General features: G+C 57.6%; 26 protein-coding genes. 13 read left to right on the forward strand and 13 right to left on the reverse strand.

All coding sequences use genetic code 11. The features are described 5' to 3' along the window. Positions 1-28: 28 nt before the first annotated feature. The 4 genes from J3362_RS02180 to J3362_RS02195 form a co-directional block, all read right to left on the reverse strand. Complete coding sequence (locus J3362_RS02180; RefSeq protein WP_062781613.1) at positions 29-481, reverse strand: hypothetical protein; 453 nt, start codon at positions 479-481, stop codon at positions 29-31. Positions 482-513: 32 nt separating this feature from the next. Continuing rightward, positions 514-2202 (reverse strand): L,D-transpeptidase family protein, encoded by a 1689-nt coding sequence (locus J3362_RS02185; RefSeq protein ID WP_349517930.1) that lies wholly within the window; start codon positions 2200-2202, stop codon positions 514-516. A 68-nt stretch (positions 2203-2270) separates the two neighbouring features. After that, positions 2271-3332, reverse strand: a complete 1062-nt coding sequence (locus J3362_RS02190; protein ID WP_349517931.1) for a PA0069 family radical SAM protein — start codon at positions 3330-3332, stop codon at positions 2271-2273. Between the two features lie 85 nt (positions 3333-3417). Further along, on the reverse strand, positions 3418-5295 hold the full coding sequence (locus J3362_RS02195; RefSeq protein WP_349517932.1) for a methyl-accepting chemotaxis protein: 1878 nt from the start codon (positions 5293-5295) through the stop codon (positions 3418-3420). 96 nt (positions 5296-5391) lie between these two features. On the opposite strand from J3362_RS02195, the gene J3362_RS02200 reads away from it, so the two are divergent. Beyond that, the gene (locus J3362_RS02200) at positions 5392-6168 is read left to right on the forward strand and encodes a TSUP family transporter (protein ID WP_349517933.1); all 777 of its coding nucleotides are present in this window, start codon (positions 5392-5394) and stop codon (positions 6166-6168) included. Between the two features lie 17 nt (positions 6169-6185). Here the strand turns inward: J3362_RS02200 and J3362_RS02205 are convergent, their stop codons facing one another. Further along, positions 6186-6851: an AbiTii domain-containing protein gene (locus J3362_RS02205; protein WP_349517934.1), complete on the reverse strand. Its 666-nt coding sequence runs from the start codon at positions 6849-6851 to the stop codon at positions 6186-6188. A gap of 190 nt (positions 6852-7041) precedes the next feature. Here J3362_RS02205 and J3362_RS02210 point away from each other — a divergent pair, with 190 nt between their 5' ends. Next, complete coding sequence (locus J3362_RS02210; protein WP_349517935.1) at positions 7042-7698, forward strand: protein-L-isoaspartate(D-aspartate) O-methyltransferase; 657 nt, start codon at positions 7042-7044, stop codon at positions 7696-7698. Positions 7699-7720: 22 nt separating this feature from the next. On the opposite strand, the gene J3362_RS02215 is transcribed toward J3362_RS02210, so the two are convergent. Continuing rightward, positions 7721-8527 (reverse strand): DUF1338 domain-containing protein, encoded by an 807-nt coding sequence (locus J3362_RS02215; protein WP_349517937.1) that lies wholly within the window; start codon positions 8525-8527, stop codon positions 7721-7723. Then, positions 8517-9638 (reverse strand): arginine N-succinyltransferase, encoded by a 1122-nt coding sequence (locus J3362_RS02220; RefSeq protein ID WP_349517938.1) that lies wholly within the window; start codon positions 9636-9638, stop codon positions 8517-8519. Before J3362_RS02220 ends, J3362_RS02215 begins: the two co-directional genes overlap by 11 nt. A 118-nt stretch (positions 9639-9756) precedes the next feature. On the opposite strand from J3362_RS02220, the gene J3362_RS02225 reads away from it, so the two are divergent. Continuing rightward, on the forward strand, positions 9757-10185 hold the full coding sequence (locus J3362_RS02225; RefSeq protein ID WP_349517939.1) for an Lrp/AsnC family transcriptional regulator: 429 nt from the start codon (positions 9757-9759) through the stop codon (positions 10183-10185). 341 nt (positions 10186-10526) lie between these two features. After that, positions 10527-12209, forward strand: a complete 1683-nt coding sequence (locus J3362_RS02230) for an AMP-binding protein (protein ID WP_349517940.1) — start codon at positions 10527-10529, stop codon at positions 12207-12209. 117 nt (positions 12210-12326) lie between these two features. Here J3362_RS02230 and J3362_RS02235 read toward each other — a convergent pair whose 3' ends face one another. Continuing rightward, positions 12327-12521 carry a hypothetical protein gene (locus J3362_RS02235; protein WP_064228236.1) on the reverse strand — a complete coding sequence of 65 codons (195 nt, stop codon included), beginning with the start codon at positions 12519-12521 and terminating at the stop codon, positions 12327-12329. A gap of 147 nt (positions 12522-12668) precedes the next feature. On the opposite strand from J3362_RS02235, the gene J3362_RS02240 reads away from it, so the two are divergent. Next, positions 12669-13568 carry a LysR family transcriptional regulator gene (locus J3362_RS02240; RefSeq protein ID WP_349517942.1) on the forward strand — a complete coding sequence of 300 codons (900 nt, stop codon included), beginning with the start codon at positions 12669-12671 and terminating at the stop codon, positions 13566-13568. Between the two features lie 6 nt (positions 13569-13574). Here J3362_RS02240 and J3362_RS02245 read toward each other — a convergent pair whose 3' ends face one another. Further along, a complete protein-coding gene (locus tag J3362_RS02245) occupies positions 13575-14282 on the reverse strand; it encodes a transglycosylase SLT domain-containing protein (protein ID WP_349517943.1) in 708 nt (235 codons plus the stop codon). Positions 14283-14381: 99 nt separating this feature from the next. Between J3362_RS02245 and J3362_RS02250 the strand changes: the two genes are divergently transcribed. Beyond that, on the forward strand, positions 14382-15212 hold the full coding sequence (locus J3362_RS02250) for a DUF2059 domain-containing protein (RefSeq protein WP_349517944.1): 831 nt from the start codon (positions 14382-14384) through the stop codon (positions 15210-15212). Positions 15213-15329: 117 nt separating this feature from the next. After that, positions 15330-16511, forward strand: a complete 1182-nt coding sequence (locus J3362_RS02255) for a M24 family metallopeptidase (RefSeq protein ID WP_349517945.1) — start codon at positions 15330-15332, stop codon at positions 16509-16511. Here the strand turns inward: J3362_RS02255 and J3362_RS02260 are convergent. Further along, entirely contained in the window at positions 16508-17458 is a 951-nt protein-coding gene (locus J3362_RS02260) for a succinyl-CoA synthetase subunit beta (protein WP_349517946.1), read from the reverse strand. The two genes, J3362_RS02255 and J3362_RS02260, sit on opposite strands and share 4 nt — an antisense overlap. Continuing rightward, positions 17458-17736 (reverse strand): peptidylprolyl isomerase, encoded by a 279-nt coding sequence (locus tag J3362_RS02265; RefSeq protein ID WP_088827466.1) that lies wholly within the window; start codon positions 17734-17736, stop codon positions 17458-17460. Before J3362_RS02265 ends, J3362_RS02260 begins: the two co-directional genes overlap by 1 nt. Before the next feature lie 182 nt (positions 17737-17918). Here J3362_RS02265 and J3362_RS02270 point away from each other — a divergent pair, with 182 nt between their 5' ends. From J3362_RS02270 to J3362_RS02285, 4 genes are all read left to right on the forward strand, one after another. Continuing rightward, on the forward strand, positions 17919-19505 hold the full coding sequence (locus J3362_RS02270) for an ABC-F family ATPase (protein ID WP_349517947.1): 1587 nt from the start codon (positions 17919-17921) through the stop codon (positions 19503-19505). 181 nt (positions 19506-19686) lie between these two features. Then, entirely contained in the window at positions 19687-20244 is a 558-nt protein-coding gene (locus J3362_RS02275) for a DUF1415 domain-containing protein (protein ID WP_349517948.1), read from the forward strand. A 215-nt stretch (positions 20245-20459) separates the two neighbouring features. After that, entirely contained in the window at positions 20460-21191 is a 732-nt protein-coding gene (locus J3362_RS02280; protein ID WP_349517949.1) for a polyamine aminopropyltransferase, read from the forward strand. 15 nt (positions 21192-21206) lie between these two features. Next, complete coding sequence (locus J3362_RS02285) at positions 21207-22109, forward strand: NAD-dependent protein deacetylase (protein ID WP_349517950.1); 903 nt, start codon at positions 21207-21209, stop codon at positions 22107-22109. A 7-nt stretch (positions 22110-22116) separates the two neighbouring features. Here J3362_RS02285 and J3362_RS02290 read toward each other — a convergent pair whose 3' ends face one another. Both J3362_RS02290 and J3362_RS02295 read right to left on the reverse strand, forming a co-directional pair. Continuing rightward, positions 22117-23529, reverse strand: coding sequence for a sodium-dependent transporter (locus J3362_RS02290; protein WP_349517951.1), 1413 nt, complete (start codon positions 23527-23529; stop codon positions 22117-22119). A 90-nt stretch (positions 23530-23619) separates the two neighbouring features. Next, on the reverse strand, positions 23620-24717 hold the full coding sequence (locus J3362_RS02295; RefSeq protein WP_349517952.1) for a Glu/Leu/Phe/Val family dehydrogenase: 1098 nt from the start codon (positions 24715-24717) through the stop codon (positions 23620-23622). Between the two features lie 368 nt (positions 24718-25085). On the opposite strand from J3362_RS02295, the gene J3362_RS02300 reads away from it, so the two are divergent. Together J3362_RS02300 and J3362_RS02305 are read left to right on the forward strand one after the other, a co-directional pair. Next, entirely contained in the window at positions 25086-25832 is a 747-nt protein-coding gene (locus J3362_RS02300) for an AzlC family ABC transporter permease (protein ID WP_349517953.1), read from the forward strand. Then, positions 25822-26133 (forward strand): AzlD family protein, encoded by a 312-nt coding sequence (locus J3362_RS02305; protein ID WP_008173928.1) that lies wholly within the window; start codon positions 25822-25824, stop codon positions 26131-26133. Before J3362_RS02300 ends, J3362_RS02305 begins: the two co-directional genes overlap by 11 nt. Positions 26134-26175: the final 42 nt, after the last annotated feature.

Consider the following 26175-nt stretch of genomic DNA (forward strand, 5'->3'; position numbering starts at 1 on the left):
TAGAACCCGGTCCCACCGCCCATCGGTACTAATTTGTGTCATTCGTGGGATAGACCGAACGCGACAAAGTGGGCTCACAGCCGACAACTCTACGGGCCTGTTTGTGAGCGTGGAGATACCAGCGTTGCCCCGCTTTTGCGAACGTGTTTTTGCTCACTGCAAAGTCTACGTTTTCCATGGTTGCCGGAATAGGCGAGCCGTCGGCGTGGCGATAAACACAGCTCACTCCAATAGTCAGCGCTGTCGCTGCCGGTAGCTCAATGAATCCGTCTTCTCTTACAGCCGGCTCATTGCCGTTTATCGCAATGACCTTGAGACAGGGGCCGTAATGCACCTTCTCAAGATCATCCAGGTATTCGTTGAGACAATGGTTGGCGCTGACGAAAACAGTGTCTCCGTCAATTTCGTCCTCGGCGGGTGGCAGCGACTGACATCCCTGCAGTAAGAGTATCCCGAAAACCAATAGCAGGGTCTGTTTCATGATATCTCCTCAACTGATGCGATTAGCCTGTTTCAGAGCTTGTCCTGTGCCGGGCTCGAGCCGGCTACCGGAGTATTGTAGCGCGTATCCCCCTCGGCGGTTCCACGGAGCTGTTCAATCAGGCGGGCATCGCGGTTGTATAAATCATTGCGGAACTGCAGCCTTCCCTCGTTATCCACCCAGGAGGTCCAGTACTGGATGTGCACAGGCACCGGCTCCGGGAGCACGACAGTCTGGGGTTGTGCTCCGGAAACCACCCGGTCAATCTTTTCCCGGGACCAGTCGGGCGCCGACGCCAGAAGTCGCTCTGCAAGATCAAAAGGTTGCTCAACCCGGATGCAGCCAGAGCTGAATGAACGCTCGGCCCGGGAAAACAGGCCGCGCCCCGGCGTGTCGTGCAGGTAAACATCGTACTGGTTCGGGAACATGAACTTGATCTGACCCAGGGCATTCTGAGGGCCGGGTTCCTGCACCAACTGGTACGGGAAGTTGTTCCGATTCAGTGATGGCCAGTCAACCTCCAGCGGGTCCACTCTTTCCCGGTCAGCGCCCCAGCCACGGTAAACGCTGATATTGAGTCGGGAGAGATAGTCCGGATCGCTGAGAATCCGGGGCAATTGATCCTGAATCATCAGCGTTCGCGGTACGGTCCAGGTGGGATTGAACACCAGATACCGGATGCGATCGCTGAACACCGGCGTTTGGCGGAATGGCTGGCCGACGATCACTCGTTTGCGCAGTACTTCTTCGCCGTTTTCCACCATCTTCAGTTCAAATCCGGCGATATTGACCAAGACATAGGTTTTGCCGAGGGATTCCGGCAGCCACCGCCATCGTTCGAGCGTGGCGTCAATGTGGCGCAGGCGTTCCACCGGTATCAGGTTCAGTGCTGTCAGGGTGTCCTTCCCGACAAGGCCATCGGGTTCAAGCCCATGTCGGGCCTGGAAACGCATGACCGCAGATTCAAGCTCGGCGTCGTAGTCACGCGGATCTGTGACCGTTGCCGGTAACTCTGCAAGCTCTCCCAACAGAGAGAGTCGTCGGCGGACCTCATTCAGGCGCTCATCCCTGTCGCCGGGGCGAATGGTTGGTCGCAGGGCCAAAGGTAACCAGGGCTGGCCCAGCAGTCTGGTCAGGTCCTGCCTTGCGCTCATCAACTTCCGGTATGCGGGATCGGCCGGCCGCAGTGAATCCAGCGTGCCGGTGATATCCGAGCGCTCCAAGGCATCCTTCAGAACGGATTCCATCTGGCGCTGGCGTCTGTTGGCGGTCCATTCGGCGTGAACCGACTGTGGGTTGACCTTGCCAACCAGCATGTGTGAGCTGAGCATCAGAAAAGCGTCAGAGAAAAGCAGGTCCAGATCGGCCCTCAGGTCTTCAGAGAAATCGCTCATGGGTCTGAGTGCCAGCCCCGAGAGAATATCCGCGTGATAGTCAGCCGGGTTCAGACCGTCATGACTGGCTTGTTCAACCGAATCAATCAATTGCCGACGAAGCTCAGCTGATTTCCATGCTGGCTGGTATCCGTTGGCCCCATAAAAGGCCGACAGTGCCTTGTGAGCCATTAGCCTGCTTCCGAGCACCTGCACGGGGAAACCCGCCTCCATCGCCTCAATCCTGGCGACAATGGCTTCATCGGCTGCCAGGCAAGCGGGCTGCCAGAGCGCGGTAAACAGCGCAAAAAGTGTTGTGGCGAGGGAAAAAGGTCTGATTCCATGCATGGGGGTACTCTCCACCTCATCCCTGAGAGGCATCAATTAAGGCTGTAGGTGTAACCGATATTCTGATGCTACCACAGCGGCATTTGTTCCCCACCTGGCCGCCGGAAAAGATCGTTTCGCAACGGTTCCTCTTCATGGAGGTTCAGTCCCAAACGCCGTGCTTTTTTGGTGAAACGCTGGCGAATCAGGTCCGAGTAGGGGCCTGTGCCCGTCATTCTGCGGCCGAAGGTGGCGTCATAACTCTTGCCGCCCCGGAGGTCGCGCATCCGGTTCATTACGTGCTCGGCCCTTTGCGGAAAGTGCCGTTGCAGCCAGTCCTGGAACAGCTCGTCCAGTTCATGGGGTAACCGAAGCATAATCCAGCTAGCCCGGGTGGCGCCCGCCTCGGCAGCCGCTTCCAGAATAGACTCGATTTCGTGATCGTTGATGAAGGGGATTACGGGCCCGAGAATAATACCGGTCGGAATGCCGGCTTCCGCAAGCTGCCTGATCATCTTGAGGCGGGTGGCCGGCGCGGCTGTCCTCGGCTCCATGCGTCGTTTCAGATCGTTGCTCAGGCTGGTGAGGCTGATGCGCACGGAGCAGAGCCCCTCAGAAGCCATATCAGCGAGCAGATCAAGGTCCCTGAGAATCAAGGCGCCCTTGGTGATGATGGACACCGGGTGGCGATACTCGGCCAGAACTTCCAGCACCTGACGGGTAATTTTCTGGTCCCGCTCAAGGGGTTGGTAGGCATCCGTATTGACGCCCAGGGCAATGGGCGACACCCGGTAGCCGGGCCTGTCGAGCTCTTCTCTCAGGCGGGTGGCGGCGTTGGGTTTCGCTATCAACCGGGTTTCGAAATCCAGCCCCGGTGACATATCCCAATAGGCGTGGGTAGGGCGGGCGAAACAGTAAATGCAGGCATGCTCACAGCCACGGTATGGATTGATCGACTGGTCGAACGGCACGTCCGGTGACGTATTTCGACTGATTATGGATTTTGCGGTCTCAAGGACGACTTCCGTAGCGAGCGTATCGGGGTTCAGGTCGTCTTCGGGGTCGTGATACCAGTCATGGTCTGCCTCCCGGTCAGTGACAATGGGCTGGAACCGGTTGTGGGGATTCAGGGCGGTGGCGCGAGTTTTCATGGGCATGCTCGATACTGTTTAAATGTACAGTATCGAGCATGCTAACGCCTGGAACCCTGCCGTGCAACCTGTCCAGGGCCCATTGTTACAGACGGAAGCCCTGTGAGGCCTGGGTCAGGGTGCTTACCTGGGATGACAGTCGTCCGATGTGGGCGTTGAGCTTCTGGCGGATATCCGAGGTTTCCCGGGTGTGCCCGTGGATCTGTTCCACCTTCTGGGCGATTTCCTCGGTGGTCGTTGATATCCCCTCAACAGAGGACACCACCTGATTCATGTCGCCAGCCAGTTGTTGTATCGAGCCGGTGATCTGTTCGATCGAGTGCGCTGCCTCTCTCGAGCTTTCCTCTCCCTCACCTGCGGAAGTCAGGCCCTCTTTCATCAGTCTGGAAATGGCCTGGGTTTCGCGGTTAAGCGATTCCACGATCTCAGCAATCCCGTTGGTTGCCGATACGGTTTTCTCTGCGAGGGAACGAACTTCGTCGGCAACAACCGAGAAACCGCGTCCGGCCTCGCCGGCTCTTGCCGCCTCAATCGCAGCATTCAATGCCAGCAGGTTGGTCTGTTCAGCCAGGCCGTTGATTACGCCAACGATGGAGTTGACCTTCTCGCCGGTTTTGCTCAGCTGGCCGACCTGATCGTGGGTTCTCTGGATCTTCTCGGCCAGTTCAGTCATGGTTTTTGCGCTTTGCCTGACCACCTCGGCACCAGAATGGGCGGCGCCGTTTGCGCTCTGAACAGCGTCATTGACTGACTGGGTGTACTGGGCAATATCCACCGCCGTGTGGGAGATTTCCTGAACCGCAGTGGCGGTTTGCTCGGTCTCGTCTTCAACCTGCTCGCCGTTCCTGCCCATCTGTTCTACCAAAGCGTCCAGTTCAACCTGAAGCGATGACAGCGTGCGGTTACCCTCGACGACCTGTCCGATAACGTCCGAGACATCATCCAACATCTTATTGGCCGCCTCGCCCAGGCGATTGAATTCATCATTTGGATTCCTGCCCGGCTCAAGGCGCTGACTGAGGTCACCGCCGGCAACCCGGGTGAGCAGGTTTACCGTCTCATTAAGTCGTTTTACCAGGGTTCTGGAGGCGGTCGTCAGGGTAAGGATAAGGATGATGACCACCGCAGCAGCGGTTGCAATGATCAGCCAGGTCGAAGCGGCGCGGGCCTCTTCGGCCTGCTGGCTGGTTGCCACAATAATGTCCTGGCGAAGCAGGGTGTTTTGCTCGGCAATCAGATCGCGAATACGGGTGCCGGTGGCTGACAGTTGGTTCTCTATGGCAGACAGGCTGGCGATGAGCGATTCGGCATCGGAAAAGGCAGTGGCGAACGCCTGGACGGCCTGGCCGATGTCAATTTCCTGCCAGTCCATCTCGGTGACGGTGGCCTGCATCCGCGCCAGGGCCTCACGGGTTGACTCGGCATAAGTCGTATCGAAGGTAGACAGATAGTCGCGGTAGGTGGAAGCGATGGTGTTGATGTCGTCGTTAAAGATGGAAATGCTGATTTGCCGAAGCCTGTCGTTAATGGCTTCGGACATTGTTGCTCTCAAACCGCTGGACGGAGTGAGGCCCAGCTGTTGATTCAAGGCCAGCCATTCGGTGCGAAGTCGGGTATACTCCGCAACCTGCTCCTGGATTTGTTGTGCTGTGGTCTTTACCGCGTCACCGGGCAGGGGTCCGGCCGATTCACTGAGTGCCGATGACTGTGTCGCGAGCGACGCCAGTCTCTCCCGATAGTTCTCAACCTGGTTCGGTTCCAGATTTTCACTCGTTCTCTCGAGTGCCAGCCAGTCGTTCAGCAGGGTCAGGGACGCGGATTCGTAGGCTCTTGCTTCGCTTCGGGCCTCATAAGCGTCAGATACCTTGCCGAGCCCGCTCAGGGAGGCCAGAGTGGCAATCGCCAGACCAATCAGCGTAGCAACAATCAACAGCAGGAACTTCTGTTTCCATGACAGGGCCATTCACATCCTCCGGGGAATGTTGTTTTTCTTCGCAACTAACTGAGCTTAGACCAGTTCCGGATAAACGACGGCCCTTTTGACGACAACCGGGAATCCATGTCTGATCTCGCGATTTACCAATATTTGCTGATTGCCCTGATTTTCGTCTGGAGTGGTTTTGTCCGCTCCGGGCTGGGATTCGGTGGTGCCGTTTTGTCCCTGCCATTTCTGTTGCTGGTTCTTGATCAACCGCTGGTATTTCTGCCGATCATTGCAGTTCACCTTCTGGTTTTTTCATCCCTGACAATATGGATGAACAATCGCACCGGGGCAGGCGAGCAACGTGAGGCGGGCTCGGGCACTGTCGACTGGCAATACCTGTGGCGGATCCTCGCCATCATGATTGTGCCCAAGCTGATTGGTGTATTCGGGTTGATCACCATGCCCAGCGACATCCTGAGCGCCATTATTTTCGTTATCGTGGCGCTTTATTCCGTTTCCTACATCATCAACCGACCGTTCCGCAGCGGCAGCAAAACGGTCGACGCGATATTCCTCATGGTGGGCGGATACATCAGTGGCACTTCCCTGATCGGCGCGCCCCTGATCATTGCCGTGGCAGCCCAGCACCTGCCCAAAGAAAAACTGAGGGATACCTTGTTCGCGCTCTGGTTCATTCTGGTGCTGATCAAGATGGCCGCTTTTGTCTGGGCCGGCATCGATCTGCAACTTATCCATCACCTCTGGCTTCTGCCATGTGCAGCCGTGGGCCACATAATCGGGCTCTACGCTCATGACCGTATTCTCCAGGCGGAGACTCCGGTGTTCTTCCGTCTGCTGGGGACGGTGCTGCTGCTGGTGAGCAGCGTCGGGATTTTCAGCGTGCTCTGGTAGTCGCCAGGGCGCGAGGCTCAGCCTGCGCGCCCGAATACCCGTTCAAAGAAACCGGTCACCCGCACGTCTGGTATCGGCAGGCTGTCGACCTCTTCCATGGCCCGTCGCCAGAACTTCTCGGGGTCATCCAGGTGTGCAACTTTTGCGCGCTCGTCCGGGCTATAGTGGTTATGCTCCCCGGCAATGCCCTCAGCCATCAGTTCCTGGGTCCAGAGGTAGATTGCAGCCCGAACGGTTTTGAGGAGCCGGCAATAGACGTCGCGACTCAGGTTGATGGCCAGCTCGGCGGTCAGGTTGATCTGCTTCTGCAACACGGTCATCTCATCTTTTTCCAGCAACACCCGATTGCCGTTGCCTTTCTTGCAGTTAACACAGATTTTCTCCAGAGCCTTCACGCCCTCGAGCAGATCCATGTTGCCGAACTCCTCCTTCTGTTGGTCGTCTACCGGAGCGGGAATCCAGCCATACTGGGGGGATTTGGCAACAATGTGTCCGTGTAGCTGCCTACGATAGGGCGGTGCGGCAGCAATGTCCTGGTACCCGTCAAATTCGGTACGCAGCCAGGCGGCCATTTTCCGGTGGCGAAGCATCATGGCCAGGGTAATGGCAGAGGGCATGATCTCCTCGAGCAGGTCTGCGGAGTCCCGCGTGCGCTCGTCGAGGTGGTTTACGGATGTCGACATTTCTCCTCCTCGGCAACGGGTTGGCCGGTTCGTGGACCCGTTGTCCGTTTGTTGTTTTTGGCATTCGGTGGTTGTATGTGTCATTACCGATGTCTAAAAAGTAGACAGATAATCTCAAGCGCGCCGTTGTAAAAAAGTTACTGCTTTGTAACGGCCGGTAAGCAGCCAGACCAGGGGAAGGAAGAGGGTCATGAATCAGGACAATGGCTTTGAGTTGCAGAGAGCGTCCATGGTGGATTTTCAGCTCCGCGCCCGTGGAATCGAGTCGCCCATTGTGCTCGAGGCCATGGGTCGGGTGCCGCGTGAACACTTCATTCCCGAACGCATGAAGGACTGCGCCTACGATGATGGTCCCCTTCCGATAGGCGCGGGACAGACCATTTCACAGCCTTACATCGTGGCGTTGATGACGGAAGCACTGAACCTGGAGGGTGGAGAAAGGGTTCTGGATATCGGGACAGGTTCGGGTTACGCGGCTGCCGTTCTGGGCTGTATTGCAAGCGAGGTGTTCAGCATCGAACGGGTTCCGGAACTCGCCGATCGCGCAGCCCGAACGCTGGCCGCCGACGGTTTTGACAATGTCCGGGTTCGCTGTGGCGATGGCACGATAGGTTGGCCCGAGCACCAGCCTTTCGATGGCATCATCGTGGCTGCCGGTGCGCCAGCGGTGCCGGAATCATTGAAGCATCAGCTGGCGGTTGGCGGGCACCTGGTCATACCGGTGGGGTCGGACCATTCGGTTCAGTCGCTTGAACGTATTACCCGGCTGACGGAGAACGAATTCCGGACCGAGGACCTCGGCGCAGTCCGGTTCGTTCCCCTGATCGGTGAACAGGGGTGGTCGTGACCGCGAGTCTTTGCACGCAGACTCAGCTGCCGGCGTTCGTGCTCTCAAAGATCTTGTCGGCCGATGCCGCCACGAAGCCCGAGTAGAGCGGGCCATCCGGTTTCGGATAACGCAGGGCAAATTCGTAGAAACAACTGGGTATGGTTACCGTCTCGTCGGTAAAGGTTACCGGCACCCGGTCGGCCATGGTTGAGGACTGCTCCAGCAAGTCTTCCGGGGAGCCTTTTACTTCACCGCCGGATGAATTCACCGTATAGCCATGATCTTTCAGCAACTGATTGATTTCCGGAACCGAACCGAACTGTTCCAGATGGTTGATGCTGACCGTGAAATGGTTTGCGCGGTAGCCCCAGGCGGCCATCCAGGCGGCGTACTCGCTTTCCTTCATCAGCTGGCGGTAGGTGTCGTAGTCGACCTCCCAATGGCGTCCCGAATAGAGAAAATCATCGGCAGTAACCGCCTCCGGATTTACCTGGCCGACAAGACTTTTAACCACCGATTGCAGCTCTTGTGAGCATTGCTCTACAAGCAGCTCGGAAATAAACACCTTGGGCAGTTCCCGGGAGGGGTGCTCATAGTGGCGGGCATAAAGCTTTTTGGCCTCGAAGTGGTATTCGCCACCTTCCTCGTAGCCGAGGCTGAGAAAGTGCTCTGCAAGAGCGTCCAGCCGAACAGGGTCCAGGTTGAAGGTGCGAAGCGCAATGTGGTCGTTGACGATGGCCTGCCCCTCTTCGGCGCCGAGGATTTTATGTATGCGATCGGCCGAAGGGGTTACCTGGCGGTAGGACTCCCAGAGTCTTGCAAACAGGGTGTCCGGATCAGTGTGCATAGCGAATCTCCTCAGTAACCGGTTTTTGGCAGGGCTGTTGACGCCCCTGTGACTCTTCCCTGGACTGGCTCAGTGGCAGATAGCAGGCCAGGCTATATCCGCCAAGGTTCAGTTCGTTCGCCAGTTGCTCTGGCACTGACAGGCTATTGGCATCGGGGTTCGGCAGGACCTGCTCGGTTACCGTAGCCCTGAAGCCTGAACAGCCAGCATTGGCAACTATAGCGGATCCAACGGTGTTTCCAGCAATATTCCAGGAACTCCGGTTGCCTTTCTGTAGCTTTGCGCGGGTAAGAAGGGTATCGCGCACGCTGGCGATGTCCGATCTGGCGCACTCCAGTGTTGGCCCCCCATCCAGAAGATCCACGAAGCCCCGGTGGCGAAAACCTTCGCGCTCCAGCATGTGTCGGGCAGGGCGCGTATCTTCATGGACCTGGCCGATAACCGCCCTGGCTGCCTCGGTCATCTGCCGGGTGAACAATGGCGTGGCGGGGATAAAGCGTTCAACAAAACCGCTCTGGCCACAGCAGGCCAGCTGTGTGGCAGACATGAAATCAAGATCTGCCACGTGATGTTTGAGCCAGTCCCAGAACGGGGATTGGCCGGCATGGTCTGAAACGCCGCGCATTTCTGCAATAACGGTGTCCGCAAAACGCTCCGGGTGCAGTGCCATGAACAGAAAGCGAACCCGTGACAGGAGCTTGCCCGCATTGGCCCGGCGAAATCCGGGCCGAAGATACAGCGAGCATACCTCGGTGCAGCCGGTGTAATGCTGGCATCGGGTAAGGCTTTCCTCGGCGTGACGTTTCCGGGGATCTTCCTCGTGATGGATAACCGCGTTACGGCGGAAATGCACGAGCGGGCGGGATAAGCCAGCAGCAGCTTCTATGCCGGTGGTCCCCATAATCTGGCCGGTCGCACTGTCTTCAAGCACGAAAAGATAATGCTCATCGCCGGGAGTGGTCACAGTCCGTGCAAAGCTCTCAACCGAATGATCAATCTTGCGGCTCAGGGCATCGCGATCCGGCATTAGCGAGGTGAAGCCGGGGCCGGATTCCACTGCGATCTGCATCAGGGCATCAAGATCTTTGGGGGTAATCGGTCGAATTATCATGGCGATCTTCCTGGGCATTGTTTTGGGCCCAGTATGAAAGCCGCCAGCGTCAGAATGCAGCTGCAAAATGATCGAAATGATCTACAATTTATGCAAAATAGGAAAGAGATTTGGCGGTATGATTAATTCACAGGATCAGAAATTGCTAATGCTGCTGCGGCAGAATGCCCGTGCCAGTATCACGGAGCTCGCCAAAGCCATGCATGTGTCGCGTTCGACGGTGCAGAATCGGATAGCGCGGCTGGAGTCCAGCGGTGTCATCCGTGGTTACTCGGTTCAGTTGGGGGGTGAGTTTTCGGCGAGCCAGGTGGAGGCTCACGTATCGATCAAGGTGTTCCAGAAGCTCACCGGCAGAACCAATGCTGCCCTGGAGCAAATCAGCCAGGTATCGCAGCTGTTTTCCGTCAGTGGGGAGTACGACCTTATTGCCATTGTTCAAGCCCAGTCCCTGGAGGAACTGAGCGCCGTGCTGGATGACATTGGCAACCTTGAGGGAGTTGAGAGGACCAACTCTGCCGTTGTCCTCGAAACCCGGTTTCGGCGTTAAAACGGTTTTCCCGGGTCAGGTACCCAGCATGCCCGCATAGGCGCTGTAGAAAAAGGCACCGGAACCCAGAAGAATGATGCCCCAGGCCGGAAAGATTAAAAACGAACGTTTTGGTTTGCTCATGGCTACATCCAATTTGCTCGAAAAGGAGGGTGTACACCCTTCACACTAGCTCAAACTTGACAAATGTTACGAAAAATTTTGAGTAACAGTTCTCGGGCGAGGATTAATTTGCCAATGGCGCGGGCACTAATTGCTATTGAGCGGGTCTGAAATGACGCTAGTATGAATCGCAATGGCATGACCTAAACACGAAGGACAATAACAAAAAGGAGCCGTTTATGGCGGTAGACCCCCGGAAGCAGACCTCACTCCATTGCCTGTATTACTGGGCAGAGGAAACCCCCGACAACGTTTACCTTACTCAGCCTTACCCGGATGGCCGGGTGGAAGATATTACCTGGAGAGAAGCAGCCGATCAGGTATCCCGCATGGCGGCTTACCTGGACAGCCTGAAGCTTCCGGAACCCAGCAATATCAGTATCCTCGGCAAAAACAGCGCGCACTGGATCCTGGCCGATCTGGCGATCTGGGCGGCAGGCCATGTGTCGGTGCCACTTTATCCCACCCTCAACGGAGATACTGCTGCCTACGTTCTCGAGCACAGTGAGGCAAAGCTCCTGTTCCTCGGAAAACTGGACGGGACCGCGGACGGCTGGAACGACATCAAGAACCACATTCCGGCAGATTTGCCGCTCATTTCCCTGCCCCTGTCGCCACGGGATAATACGCCCAAGTGGTCGGGGATTGTGGCCGAACAGTCGCCTGCGCAGCCCAAGCTGCCGGATCCGGATAACCTGGCCACGATTGTCTATACCTCCGGCAGCACCGGTCGCCCCAAGGGCGTCATGCACAGCTTCCGGACCATGATTTCAGTAGCTGATGGCCTGCAGCAGTTGTTCCCGGTTTCCTCTGACGAGCGCATGCTGTCTTACCTGCCCCTGGCTCACGTGGCCGAGCGGGCAGCCGTCGAAACGCAGTCCCTCTACTATGGCTTTCATCTCTATTTTGCGAATTCCCTGGATACCTTCCAGGAGGACCTGCAGCGGGCAAGGCCGACGCTGTTTTTCTCGGTCCCGCGCCTGTGGATGAAGTTCTATCTTGGTGTAAATGCCAAACTGCCGCCAAAAAAGCAGAAGCTGCTCTTCAGTCTCCCCATTATCAGCGGCCTGGTGAAGAAGAAGGTCTTGAAACAGCTGGGGCTCGATTATTGTCGGGCAGCCCTGACCGGCGCAGCGCCGCTGTCAGCGGACATCGTTAACTGGTATCGCAACCTTGGGCTCGAGCTGCTGGAAGTGTACGGGATGTCGGAAAACTTCGGCTATTCTCACGCCAACCGACCAGGCCAGGCTCGCGCCGGTTCGGTAGGTATGGCGAATCCAGGGGTCGAGCACCGCATCGGAGAGGGCGGTGAGGTCCAGGTGAAAAGCCCGGGCCAGATGCTGGGTTACTACAAGAATGAGGAGAAAACCAAGGAAGACCTCACCGAGGATGGCTTCCTGAAAACCGGAGATATGGGCGAGATCGATCGGGACGGCACCCTCCGTATCACAGGCCGGGTAAAGGATCTGTTCAAAACCTCCAAAGGCAAATACGTGGTGCCGGTGCCCATCGAAAACCGGTTTAATCATCCAAAGGCCGAAGTGGTCTGTGTGGCCGGTGCCAACCAGCCGCAGCCTTGCCTGATGGTCCTGCTGTCGGAAGAGGCCAGGGATGAACTGGAGACCGGAATGGATCGTGGTGAGCTGGAGCAGGAACTTGCGGCCGAACTGGAGGCGGTGAATGCGGAGTGCGAGTCCCACGAGAAGGTAGCCTTTGTCGTGGTGGTTCGGGAGCCCTGGACCATGGAAAACGGCATGCTGACGCCGACCATGAAGATCAAGCGGAATGTGATAGAAGATTTCTACAATCAGAAGATGGACGACTGGTTCAGCCAGAAGAAAAAAGTCGTTTGGGAATTCTGATCCGCTAACGTAAAACGCCGTTGGTTCCCTGGGAGCCAACGGCGCTGTCAAATCCTTATGTTCTTTCTGTTCTCAGCCTGAGCGATCTCCTCGCTCATGCCAGATTTGGCTGCCGGTTTAATGGCCGCCCTGCATCTGGCTCATGTCCGGAGCAACGGTTGCTGCTTTCCGGTTGAAGCTCCGCATTTTGCGACTGAAAAACTGTACCGCCTGCTTTGCCGCAGCACGGGTATACTGGCGCCTGACCTCAGCACTGTTGTGGAGGATACTGGACGGCAGCGGGTTTACGGTTGCGATATGGTTCTGAGTCATAGCGCCTTCCTCCTTTTTAATGGGTGTATTGATTTTGGCAGGTAGGTTAGTTAGGGATCTACCTTAATTTAAAAGCGATTTTAAGGGTTCTTATTTGCAGTTTGAATACGTTAAAATCCGTACTCACGTTGCAAATATGCAGTAACTATGGATTGGGATTATCTTCGATATATACGGGCGCTGGCAATAGGCGGAACGCTTGCCAAGGCCGGCGAATTACTGGGTGTGCACCAAACCACAGTTTTACGGCGACTCGACCAGATGGAAGAGTCGATGGGTGTACAGTTTTTTGAACGCAGCCGGGATGGACTGCAGCTCACCCCCGTGGGTGAGACCGCGTTCCGGGAGGCGGATCGGCTGGCCATCGAGATGGAAAATCTCGAGCGCAAACTGGTCGGTCAGGATTCGGCGCCGGTGGGTAAAGTCAGGCTGGCGGCGGAAGACGCAATGATGAGCGCGCTGCTCAGCCCGATCCTGGCCGAGCTGATTCGGGAGTTCCCGGATATTGAGCTGGAAACGCTTACTGATAACGATGTGGCGAACCTCAGCCATCGGGAAGCGGATCTCACCTTGCGGCCCGAGAACAAGCCGCAGGCGACTCTGGAAGGCGAGCGAATCGCCTCCATCGAGTCTGCCGTTTACGGGGCGGCCCGCTATTGTCGGCGGCATCGTGAAATGGACGTGGAAAACCGTCCGGAAGGTTGCGTCTGGATTATACCGGATGAAACCTTCAGCCATCTGGCGACGGGCCGCTGGTACAGAAAGCAGTTGAAGAACGTTACTTCTTTCATTCGCTGCAATAGCCTGCAAACCATGCACGCGCTGGCGAAAGCCGGTGCCGGCCTCGCGGTCTTACCATGCTACCTGGGTGAGAGCACTCGTGAACTCCGCCGCCTGTCGGACCCGCTGGAGGGTGAGAGCGTGGATCTCTGGCTGCATGTTAACCAGGACACCCAACAAATGGCCCGGGTCCGTATCGTTATGGAGTACCTGGTTGAACGCCTTCAGGCATTGGAGTCCCAGTTGGAGATTTCTTCCGCTTTCTGACGAGCGTCAGCCGCAGAACGGCCAGAACTGATACCAGCGCCAACACTGGAATTCCTGCTCGCAGGTTTTGAGCTGATTGTCGTACCGGAAGGCCCGGGTCTGTACCCGGGCGGCCAGATCCATGACGTCCGGTTTCTCTTCGAAACTTCTGCGGGCATATCCGCCCCGGCCCTCGTGGTAGGCAAGGTACAGCTTTCTGGGCGCCGAGAAGGGAATGCCAAGCTGCCGTTGGCTGAGCTGGTTGTACCAGCCGACGAAATCCAAAGCGTGTTCCATGTCGGTGCGCACGGTGAACCAGCCTTCGCCGTTGGCCTGAAGGTATTCCCGCCAGGCGGGGTCGAGGGCCTGGGCATAACCGTATGCCGTTGTGGGCCTGCTCCAGGGAATAAAGCCCCAGAGCAGGGTGCGTGGGGGACGCGCATGGCTGCGGAATGACGACTCGTAATAGACAAACGCTAGCTGGGTGGCGATGGGTGTGCCCCAGCGTTGCCTGGAGTCGTTGGCGTAGTCATACCACACCGGGTGTTCCCGGAAGATTTCGCAGATGTTCTCCGGGTTTGCCGGAGGATCCGGTGCCAAAAGGCTGAAGCGGAGCGTTGCCCAGAGACCCATCAGCAACCCCAACATTGGAAGCCCATACCATCTTGCCCGGCTTTTCCAGGTTTCCAGAGCCAGTTGCCGACTTTTGGTCTTACGGGGACGTTTCTTTCGCATTCCTACCAAACCGTCATCTCCAGGGCCGCGGGATTGCTTGCTGCCTGCCTCGAACCCATGGCATAAGGGAATCAATGATTCACTCGGGATGATAGGTAAATGACGCGATTTCCCATAATTAAACCTCTTTTAATCACAGCACTTCTTGTTACTGGTACTGCCCATGCCGCGCCGGATGCCCGCCAGGTACTGGAAGTATCGCCTGTAGACGATATTGTGGCCCGTTACCCGGCCATGATGAGCCAGGGAATCCGGGAAGGACTCAAGCAGAATGGTCAGCTTCCTCCAATGATGGCCAATACCATCGGGAACATCGTGAGCAGCGGTTTCAATTCCGTGGATATCGAGCAGCAGATCATTAACGATCTGCAAGCCAAACTCACGGATTCGCAGCTCCAGGCAGTCCATGACTGGTACGAAACCCCTGTGGCCAGAAAGATTTCTTCGGCGGAGATTGCAGCTTCAGAACCCTCGGCCTGGCCGAAAATCCAGTCCAGTGCCGCGGAATTGAACAGCCGGTACAAGGGCACGCGCAAAGCGGACATGTTCGATCGGTTTGATCGGGCTGCGCGGGCCACAGAGAGCGCGGTGGATACAACGATTGCAGTGCAGCTCGGCCTGGCAACGGCAATGGCGGCGTTCAGCAGTGATTCGGCCAATTACGAGCAGCTGCGCCAACGCATTGAAAGCCAGCGCAGCATGCTCAGGGGCGTGGTGGGTCAGCAGGTTTACGACAGCTATCTGTACACCTACCAGACTATCGGTGCCCAGGAGATGGGTCTGTATCTGGAATTTCTGGAGAGCTCTGCAGGCGCGGCTTTCTCGAAGGTTGTGACCAACAGCATCCAGCAGGCAATCACCGAGCCGGTGGAAAGCATTGGTAAGCAGATGTCCCGCTTTCTTAGCCCGGAATCACCAGGCGGTCAGTGAATCCCGCAAGTTGCCGTTCGGCGTCAATGCAATGCTCGAATAATTCCTTGCTCGGGGTTTGTGCAAAGCGGGAATTGGGTCCAATCTCCCTAGTATATGCGAGTGAGGAGTGTCGTTATGGATTTCAATGCCTATCAGAAAGCCTTGTCCTCACAACTGAGAGGGCTGGAATGCCCGTTTCCGGAGCAGGAATTCACGGAGCGCCTGGCGCGTGTCCGGGATCGGATGGCCCGGGAGGATTTTGGCGCCCTGCTGCTGACCGATCCATCGGATATTTTCTACCTGACCGGTTACAGCACCTTTGAGGTATCCGTTCATGTGGCCCTGGTAGTGACCCAGGAGGATGTGCTCTTGCAGGTGCCTTCCATCGAAATGGGGCCAGCGATGATTACCACCCGGGTCGCCCGGGTCGTTGGATACCGCTGGGAGGGCATCGGTGAAGTGCTGGAACCACTGGTCCAGGTTCTCAACGACGGAGTTGAGACTGTCGGCATTGACGCCTGGCACGGCTCCCTGCGCCAGGGTGTGCTGGAAGGCCTTAAGGCACGGATGGCGGGGGTGCGCTTTCTCAACAACGGTGGTCTTTTGAAGCAGATCCGGATCGTCAAGTCCGATGCCGAAATCCGGTGCCTGCGTGAAAGCGCCCGGATAACAGCCGAAGGTTTCAGGGCGGCCGTGGCCGCGGTCCAGCCGGGTGTTACTGATAATGACATTGCCGCCGAAGGCGCCAGGGCGCTGCTGGCAGCCGGCAGTGAATTCATGAGCATGCAGCCAATTGTTGTGACCGGTCGTCGCAGCAGCGTGATCCACTGCAATCACAAACGTACGGTGGTGCAGAAAGGCGACCCTGTTTTTCTGGAATTCGGCTCAGCCTGGACCCGCTACACCGCACCCATGATGCAGACCGTGGTTGCTGGTGGCGAGCCATCGGCTGAAATGCGTCGGGTCCATGACAGCTGCCGTCGGATTGTGGATACCCTGCTGACGTCGATCCGCCCGGGAGCCACTTTCGACCAGGCCGCCCAGAACGCCGAGAAGGCGCTTCAGCCATTGGCCGGAAAGGTGTTTTTCTCCGGGGTATTTGGCTACACGGTGGGCGCGCAGTTCCCGCCATCCTGGGTGGAGGGCTCGGGCTTCATCGCCAGGGGTGGCAATGTGGAATTTCGACCGGGCATGGTTTTCCACCTGCCCATCTGTTTGCGCATTCCCGGGCAATGGGGCATTGGGTGTAGTGAAACGATTCTGGTTACCGACGCTGGCGCCGAACCGATAACCGATAATCCCTGGACGCTCGGTTAGTCCAGCCTCAGATCCAACAGATAAACAGTGCGTGGCTCGGGCAGGCGAACCGCAAAAAGTCCCATTCTTCTGACTTGGGACATATCCATGGTTCGGCCCTCGGGTGCGTTTTCGATGTCAGCCAGTTTCCGGGTGAAGGTATTGGAGCCAGGGCCCAGGGTCAGGCGGGTGTTGTAGCGGTCGTTGTAGGCATGATCGCTGCGGTCATGGGCTACGTCATTGATTCGAAGCGTCAGCGTCAGGGGAGCGGTTGAGGGATTGAACAGGGTAATGCTCAGTGTTTCGTAATCACGCCAATCGGCCGGGAGATTGTTGAGCGAGACCCCCGAGTAGGTTTCAGTGCCCAGATCAAGTTTCAGGCTCTGCGCATTATTCAGCAAGTGGTCGGCAGAGGCCGTGAGCCTGCCGGTCCAGAATGCGCCTGGATCCTGATGGCTGAAATCGTATAGCAGAGGGAGTTGTTGGTGTACCTGCCACTGCCGGGCAGCCACCATGCCGGTAGCTCCCAGCTCAAAACACAGTAGCAGTGCAACGGATGCGGCCACCAGGCCCTTGCCGAGAGAGGTTCGCCGCTCTGATGTGAGCAAGGGGTACCACGCGATAACCAGCCAACTGCCAATCAGGTTGCGCAGCAGGTCCCGCCCATCCATGTCGCGATTGTGCCCGCCCTGGATCAACTCGATGCCAATTCCGAGCACCAGCAAGACGACGGTAACCGCGAGCCAGAGACGCCAGCCGCCTAACCACTGCCAGGGTCTGACCGCCAGAGTGAGTAGTGCAAACAGAAGGATGTGGCCAAGGTTCCAGGCCGACTTGAGGAGCGGCCCCGAGGCCCAGTCCGGCCCGCCAACAAACAGGAAGGGCGCAATAAGCAGCGAAGCAGCACCGGCCAGCAATGGTAGTTGCCGGCCGGTGGTGGGCATTCCCGGTATGAAACCAGGAATCATCAGCTGCGGCTGGTCACTTCCAGCAAGTGATAGCCGAACTGGGTCTTCACCGGACCGATAACGGTGTTCACTTCGCTGTTGAACACTGCCTTGTCGAATTCCGGAACCATCTGGCCAGGGCCGAAGGAGCCAAGGTCGCCGCCATTACGGCCGGAGGGGCATGAGGAGTGCTGCTTTGCCACTTCGGCAAAGTCCTGTCCGCCTTCAATCGCCTTTTTGAGTTCTTCGCATTTTGCTTCGCTGTCTACCAGAATGTGGCGCGCTGTTGCCTGTGCCATGATCAATGTCCTTGTGTCGGATGAATGGGTACATCAGAACCGGAATGCTGCCTTCACAGCTCGTTTGAGGCAAGCCTTTTTATCCGTGTTTCTGCGGTCTCACGGTCATGCCTGCAAACCTGTACAATGCCGGCTTTCTTTTAGCCGGCGCCCGGCCGGCCCCACATCGACAGGTTTGTTTCTTGATTTCTACCGCCAATATCACCATGCAGTTCGGGGCAAAGCCCCTGTTCGAAAATGTTTCCGCCAAATTCGGCAACGGCAACCGCTATGGCCTGATCGGGGCCAACGGCTGTGGCAAGTCCACGCTGATGAAAATCCTGGGTGGCGATCTCGAACCGTCTGCCGGCCAGGTCATGCTGGAGCCCAATGTCCGGCTGGGTAAACTGCGCCAGGACCAGTTTGCCTATGAGGATTGCTCGGTGATCGATACCGTGATCATGGGGCACGAGGAACTCTGGAACGTCAAGAAAGAGCGGGACCGGATCTACTCCCTGTCGGAAATGAGCGAAGAAGACGGCATGGCCGTGGCCGACCTCGAAGTCCAGTTCGCCGAAATGGACGGTTACACTGCCGATGCCCGTGCCGGCGAGCTGTTGCTTGGTCTCGATATCCCGCTGGAACAGCACAATGGCCCCATGAGCGCCCTGGCACCCGGCTGGAAATTGCGGGTGTTGTTGGCCCAGGCACTGTTTTCCGATCCCGATGTGTTGCTGCTGGACGAGCCCACCAACCACCTGGATATCAACACCATCCGCTGGCTGGAGAACATCCTGGTGGCCCGTAACAGCACCATGATCATCATCTCCCACGACCGCCACTTCCTGAACAGCGTGTGCACCCACATGGCGGATCTGGATTATGGCGAGCTGCGCCTGTTCCCGGGCAACTACGACGAATACATGACCGCCGCCACCCAGGCCCGCGAGCGTATGCTCTCGGATAACGCCAAGAAAAAGGCCCAGATTGCCGAACTGCAGCAGTTTGTCAGCCGCTTCTCGGCCAACGCCTCCAAAGCCAAACAGGCCACCTCCCGTGCCCGCCAGATCGACAAGATCCAGCTGGAAGAGGTGAAGCCTTCAAGCCGTGTGAGCCCGTTTATCCGTTTCGAGCAGGGCAAGAAACTGCATCGCCAGGCCGTTACCCTGAGAAACATGACCAAGGGCTTTGACGACAAGCCGTTGTTCAGGAACCTGAACCTGCAGGTAGAGGCCGGCGAGCGGATCGCTATCATCGGTCCCAATGGCATCGGTAAAACTACGCTTCTGCAATGCCTCTCGGGCAACTATACGCCTGACAGTGGCGAGGTAAAGTGGACCGACAGCGCGGAAGTGGGCTACTTCGCCCAGGACCACACGGCGGACTTTGCCGACGATGAAACCCTGACCGACTGGATGTCCCAGTGGACCAAGGGTGGCGAACAGCTGGTGCGCGGTACTCTGGGCCGTATGCTGTTCTCCGGCGACGATATCGGCAAATCGGTGCGGGTGATCTCGGGCGGCGAGCAGGGCAGGATGCTGTTCGGCAAGCTGATCCTGCAGAAGCCCAATGTGATGCTGATGGATGAGCCCACGAACCACCTGGATATGGAGTCCATCGAGGCGTTGAACCTGGCGCTGGAGAACTATCCGGGTACACTGATTTTCGTCAGCCATGATCGGGAGTTTGTTTCTTCGCTGGCTACGCGAATTATTGAGCTTAAGTCTGATGGGGTGACCGACTTCAGCGGTTCCTATGATGATTATCTTCGGAGCCAGGGGTACCTCTGAGACTGAGGCTTGGGTGCTGGCGGCCATGTGGGACTGGCTTTCCAAAACACGCTCCTTGCGGCACATCCCTGTGACGCTTGGGCTCCGCCATCCCTGGCTCCGCACAGTTTTGGAAAGCCAGTCCCACACGCCCGCTCCAACCTGTGAGTGAGGCTCAAATAAAACAACGGATACGGAAAAGATGGGCGAGACTGAAGTAATTAGTGCTACCCGGAAATGGGTCGAGGACGTCGTCGTTGGTTACAACCTTTGCCCGTTCGCCAAACGGGAACTGGTCCGGAACCGGGTTCGGTTTGTGGTGTCGGAAGCCGAAACGGAAGACGAGCTGTTACAGGCCCTGCACTCGGAGCTTCAGCGTCTCGAAGATGAACCAGAGATCGAAACCACGCTGTTGATCCATCCGGGTGTATTGCAGGACTTCGGGCCCTACAATGAATTCCTTGATGCGGCCGATGGTTTGTTGGCGTATCTGGAGATGGAAGGCGTTTACCAGATCGCCAGTTTCCATCCGGATTACCAGTTTGCTGGCACCGAGCCGTACGCGGCGGAGAATTATACTAACCGTTCACCGTTCCCGATGCTGCATCTGTTAAGGGAAGCGAGTTTGGAGGCAGCGATTGATAGTTATCCGGATGTGGATGGGATCCCCGAACGGAACATTGCGCTTATGAACGACCAGGGTCCGCAAAAGATGCGAAACATCCTGCTGTCTTGTCTTGGTGAGCGAAGTTCAGAGTAGGCAAGGGAGTATTTGGAAAGCGCGGTTGGGAGGCTGTTTTCAAAACTGTGCGGAGCCATGGATGGCGGAGCCCAAGCGTCACAGGGATGTGCCGCAAGGAGCGTGTTTTGAAAACAGCCTCCCAAGCGTGCCTGCACGGATTGTCAGGCTAAAAGAGGGAAGCTGCCAAGTTTGGGATTCCTGAAAACTCGAATCGACAACAAGAGCCACGCAACATGGGACTGCTTTTCGAGCAAATTGACAGCCAACCGTCGGTCATCGGCGAGATTACTCTGCGCAGACGCCGGATTCCGGCGATTGGCGACAGGGATATCTACGAGGTGAAGCTGGGCGAGGAATTCCTGATGTCCAGCATGTTCGTGGATGCCGAAGTGGCTCTCTCGGATATCGGGCTGGGCGAAACCGAGGGGGATGATCTCCGGGTGGTTGTTGGTGGTCTGGGCCTGGGTTACACCGCTGTGGCGGCGCTCAGGCACGAGCGTGTTGCCGAACTGCTGGTGGTTGAGTATCTGAAACCCGTTATCGGATGGCATCAGCAGGAGCTGGTGCCTCTTGGTAAAGATCTGAATGCCGATCCCCGGAACCGCTACGTCCATGGCAGTTTCTTCGACCTGGCGATTGCCGATCCGGCAGAGGGTGGTTTCGATCCGAAGAACCCCGGCAAGCCATTCGATACCATTCTTCTGGATATCGACCATTCCCCCCGGGCGCTGCTGCACGATTCCAGTGCCAGCTTCTACACCGCCAACAATCTGCGGCTGATGGCCCGGCAACTGAAGCCCCGAGGGGTGTTTGCCATGTGGTCGAACGAGGGCGAGGATGACGAGTTCATGGCCGTTCTCAACGAGGTGTTCACCGATGTGGCCTGCCATGTCGTATCCTTCTTTAATCCATTTCAGAACAAGGAATCGTTCAACACCGTGTATGTGGCCCGTAAGCCGGGCTGAGAAACCGGAGCCTGTATGTCTTTAACCACGCACAGCAGCCGACCTTTCAGTTCCAGCCAGCGCCTGCCCGAGCCGGAGCAGCCGCCGGTGTTGCATGAGCCGGAGGAGGCCGGGGCGTTGCTGGCGGAGTTTATCCAGCGCCATCCTCGCTTGCTGATCCTGACTGGCGCAGGGGTCAGTACCGATTCGGGCATCCCGGACTACCGGGACGGCGATGGCGCCTGGAAGCGCAAGCAGCCGGTTCAGCACAAGGCGTTCATGGAAGACGTTTACACCCGCCAGCGTTACTGGGGCCGGAGCCTGATTGGCTGGCCGGTCATGCGTAATGCCAGGCCCAATCCTTCCCACCATTACATCTCTGACCTGGAACTGCTCAACCACAGCAGTCTGGTGGTTACCCAGAATGTGGATCGGTTGCACCAGAAGGCAGGTACCCGGGCGGTGACGGACCTGCACGGGCGGGCCGATGAGGTGGTGTGCATGAGTTGCGGCTACCGTTGCCCGCGCGATGAGGTGCACGACCGTTGCGCCGATCTGAACCCGGGCTTCCAGAAATACACTGCCGAGACAGCGCCGGATGGCGATGCCGATCTGGATGTGGATTTCGAGGATTTCCGGCTGGCGGATTGTCCAAAGTGCGAAGGGATTCTGAAGCCGGATGTGGTGTTCTTTGGTGACTATGTCCCAAAAGACCGGGTGTATTCGGCCCTGGATACGCTGAAGGCCAGTGATGGCCTCTTGGTAATCGGTTCGTCGTTGATGGTGTATTCCGGGTTCCGTTTCTGCCGGTACGCCAACGAATGGAACAAGCCCATTGCCACCCTGAACCTGGGGCGGACTCGGGCTGAAGATCTGGTGGATCTGAAGTTGAATGCGAGGATCGGGGAGACCCTGAGGGCCTCCCTCGATCAGCTATAGCGGTGGGTTACATCAGGTTGTAGATAAACACCACGGCCACCGCTACTGGGGTCACGAACCGCACGGTGATCAGCCACAGGTTGAACATGCCCGGCGACAGGGCCAGCTCTTGTTCCATGGCCTCGCGCGACATCACCCAGCCTGCAAACAGGGCAACCAGCAAACCGCCCAGCGGCAGCATGATGTTGGCAGTGAAGAAGTCCAGCAGGTCGAAAATGGTTTTGCCTTCCAGCATGGGGACAAAGCCAAGCGGTGCGAAGTCGGACCAGAGGTTCAGGGACAGAATCGAGGCAATTCCAAGTCCCCAGCAGACAAAACCGGCGCCGAGAGTGCTGACGGTGCGGTTCATGCCTTTACGCTCTTCCAGCCACTCCACAATCGGCTCCAACAGCGAAATCCCCGACGTCCAGGCGGCAAAGATCAGAAGTACAAAGAACAGGGTGCCGAACAGGGAGCCCATGGGCATCTGGCCGAAGGCCAGCGGCAGGGTCTGGAAGATCAGCCCCGGCCCCGCTCCCGGCTCAAGGCCGTTCGCGAACACAATCGGGAAGATGGCCAGGCCTGCGAGCAGTGCCACGCCGGTGTCGATGACCGATACGGTGATCGATGTCTTGGCAATGGAAATGTTCTTGGGCAGGTAAGAGCCATAAGCCATCATGACCGCCATACCAAGGCTCAGGGTGAAGAACGCGTGTCCCAGGGCTACCAGTATTCCGGATGTTGTGAGCTTGGAGAAATCGGGCTGGAACAGGAAGGCGGCGGCTTGCCCGAAGTGCCCGGTTGTCATTGCATAGCCGACCACGATCAGCAGCAGCACGAACAGGGCCGGCATGAGAATGCTGACAGCCCGCTCAAGCCCCGAGCGAACGCCTCGCACTACCACGACCATCACCATAGCCATGAACAGGGTATGCCAGGCCAGCAGTTTGGTGGGATCGCTTAGAAGGCCCGAGAAGATGGCGCCTACGGCGTCGGCAGACTGCCCGGCAAGCTGGCCGCTGGCGGTAGTGCCTACGTAGGAAATGGCCCAGCCACCGATGACCGAGTAGAACGACAGAATCAGAAAACCCGCCAGAATGCCGATGGCACCGACCAGCTTCCAGGCCGGCTTGAGTCGGTCATGCTCGGCGATCAGGCTCAGACTCTTGACTGGGCTCCTGCCACCGCGACGACCGATCATGACTTCCGCCATCATGATGGGAATCCCGACGACCGCGATGCACAGCAGATACACCAGCACGAAGGCGCCGCCACCGTTCTCACCGGTCACATAAGGAAATTTCCAGATATTGCCCAGGCCGACGGCAGAGCCGGTAGCGGCAAGAATAAAGGCCAGACGTGAAGACCAGAGCCCGCGTTGGGCGTTTGAACCTTCAAGCGCCCCGGAATAAGCGGCGGAATCTGAAGAAGTGACGGACATAACTATCTCCCGGAGTATTTGTTTTTGTATCAGGGTTTAAGAGGGAAGCCGCAGCTGTCTGCAGCTTCCTGGGGGTGCGCCGGTGTCAGTTCAGCCGGTGCGGGCCAACCGCTCAGGTGCCTGTCCGGCTCCGGCGGTGTGCTTTTTGAACCGTTCCTCGGCAAGCTCGTTGGCAATCTCCCCGGTGGGGCGACCCGAGCGGTCGGCACGGTTGAAGATTTCGGTCAGGGTATCGCCGATGGTATCGACGTGGGCGCGAACGGTTTCCGGTGTGGCGCCGGTTCGCTCGTAGAAAACATCGATGATGCCACCGGCGTTGATGGCGAAATCCGGTGCATAGAGAATGCCCCGGTCCTGCAGCATGGCGTCGTGTTCCGGGTGCTCCAGCAGGTTGTTGGCGGCACCGGCCACAATGCGGGCTTGCAGCTGTGGAATGCTGTCATCGTTCAGTACCGCGCCCATGGCACAGGGCGCAACCACGTCTACCGGCAAAGACAGGATATCCTCGGCTGCGGCCGGTCTGGCCCCCAGCTGATCCACTGCCCGCTGCATGTTTTCTTCGTGAATGTCATAGACCCAGAGTTCCGCACCGGCGTCCCTCAGGTGTTTGGCCAGACGGAAACCGACATTGCCGATGCCCTGAATAGCTACCTTCAGCCCTTTGAGATTGTCCCGACCGAGCTGGTGTTTTACCGCCGCCTTCAGGCCTATAAAAGTGCCGTAGGCGGTTGCCGGTGACGGATCGCCGTTGCTGGGGTTGCCATCGAAACCGGTGCGAGAGGCGATGCCTGCAACGTGGCTGGTATGCCGGCCCATGACCTTGAGGTCGGGTACGCTGGTGCCGGAGTCTTCCGCCGCAATGTATTGCCCGCCGAGACTTTCCAGATGGCGCCCCAGGGCCTCCATCAGCGCTTCGGTTTTCTGTTTGCGTGGGTCGCCGATAATCACCGATTTGCCGCCACCCAGATCCAGGTTGGCAAGGGCGGATTTGTAGGTCATGCCCCGTGACAGGCGCAGTACATCGCGCACGGCCGCTTCATCAGAGGCATAGGGAAACATCCTGCAGCCGCCGAGAGCAGGGCCTCGGGAGGTGTTGTGGATGGCTACAATGGCCTTGAGACCGGTTTCGGGATCGCAGAAAAAGGACAGATGTTCGTGGTTATCGAACTCGGGATGGCTGAATAGCATTGTGAAATCCTCTCCCACCGGCCGGATCTCGGCATGAGCGGGTATCTTGTTCTTGTCTGCCGGCTTGTGGCCGGCGTTCCGATTTCAGGTGTCCGGTATATCCGCTGGGGGTGGCCCACCGAAAGTGCCCTTTTGGGGCTGGACGAAAAACAAATTAGCGGCAATTGACGTTAACGTCAACATGCAAAAGCGAACTGTTGGGAGCGGTGCGCATTCCCGGGATCTCGAGACTTTCGGGACAGGTGCATAGCGTTCACAGTGTTGCCCGCCTGCTTTAAAGGCATAAACCTGATCCATTAGTCTCAGATTTTGTGATTCTGCGGAAACTACCTATACGCGTATCGGGGAAACTGACCTAGTTTCCCCTGATGTCTGTCGCTTCCTATTCTTATCAGCTCCAGCCGGCTCGGGTGCGAGTGGAGTTTTTCCGGCTGCTTCCCATCTCCTTGTTTGTGGTGGCGTTTGGCGCTGCCTTTGGCTTGGCAGCTACTCAAAAAGGCCTTGAGCCGCTCCAGGCAGTTCTGATGAGTGCCACGGTGTTTGCAGGGGCTTCCCAGTTTGCCGCCGTTGATATGTGGGGAGCGGAGGTCTCCGTTCTTCCGATGATGGCCGTGGTGTTCGCCATTAATTCCCGCCATCTTTTGATGGGTGCCTCTTTGTACCCCATGCTGAAGGACCTCCCCCCTGGTAAACGTTATAGCCTGTTGCTGCTTTTGACCGATGCCAATTGGGCGGTCTCGGCCCAGGAATACCAGAGTGGCCGGCGCAACCTGGAGGTTATTCTCGGTGGTGGTCTTGCGCTGTGGGGGGCTTGGATCATCGGCACGGGCCTGGGTGTGTACTTTGGGGGTCTCTTGCAGAATCCCAAATCCCTGGGCCTGGACATGGTTCTCGGCTGTTTCCTCCTGGCCATGGCGCTGGGCGGCAAGAAATCCCCGAGAGTGCTCGTGGCCTGGACCGTTACAGCGCTGGCTTCATTGGCGGCCTGGAAATGGTTGCCGGCGAATACCCACGTCGTCGTGGGCGCGCTCGCCGGTGGTGCGATCGGGTTTTTCTGGCTCGAGCGAAAGCCTGCGCCTGCTTCTGACGCGGAGGACAGCACCCATGACCGTTGAGACCACCACAGCCGGTATTCTCTTCCTGATTGCGATCATGACCGCCGTTACACTGGTAACCCGTTTTGGCGGCGTGTTCATCATGTCGTTCGTGAAGATCAATCCTCGTATCGAGAGCTTTATCAACACCATGGCCAGCTCGGTCCTGATCGCCATCATCGTGCCGATGGCGGTGACGGGGGACGCCGGAGCGCTGGCGGCCCTGACCACGACTGCCGTTACCATGCTGGCGCTGCGCAAACCCCTCCCAGCCATTGCCGCAGGGATTGCCGCCGCCGGGATCGTGCGGTTTCTGGCGTAACCTCTCGAATCTGAAGTGATTAAAAACTGCTCAAGTCCGGGG

Source organism: Marinobacter sp. NFXS11, from assembly GCF_040148675.1.
GTDB lineage: Bacteria > Pseudomonadota > Gammaproteobacteria > Pseudomonadales > Oleiphilaceae > Marinobacter.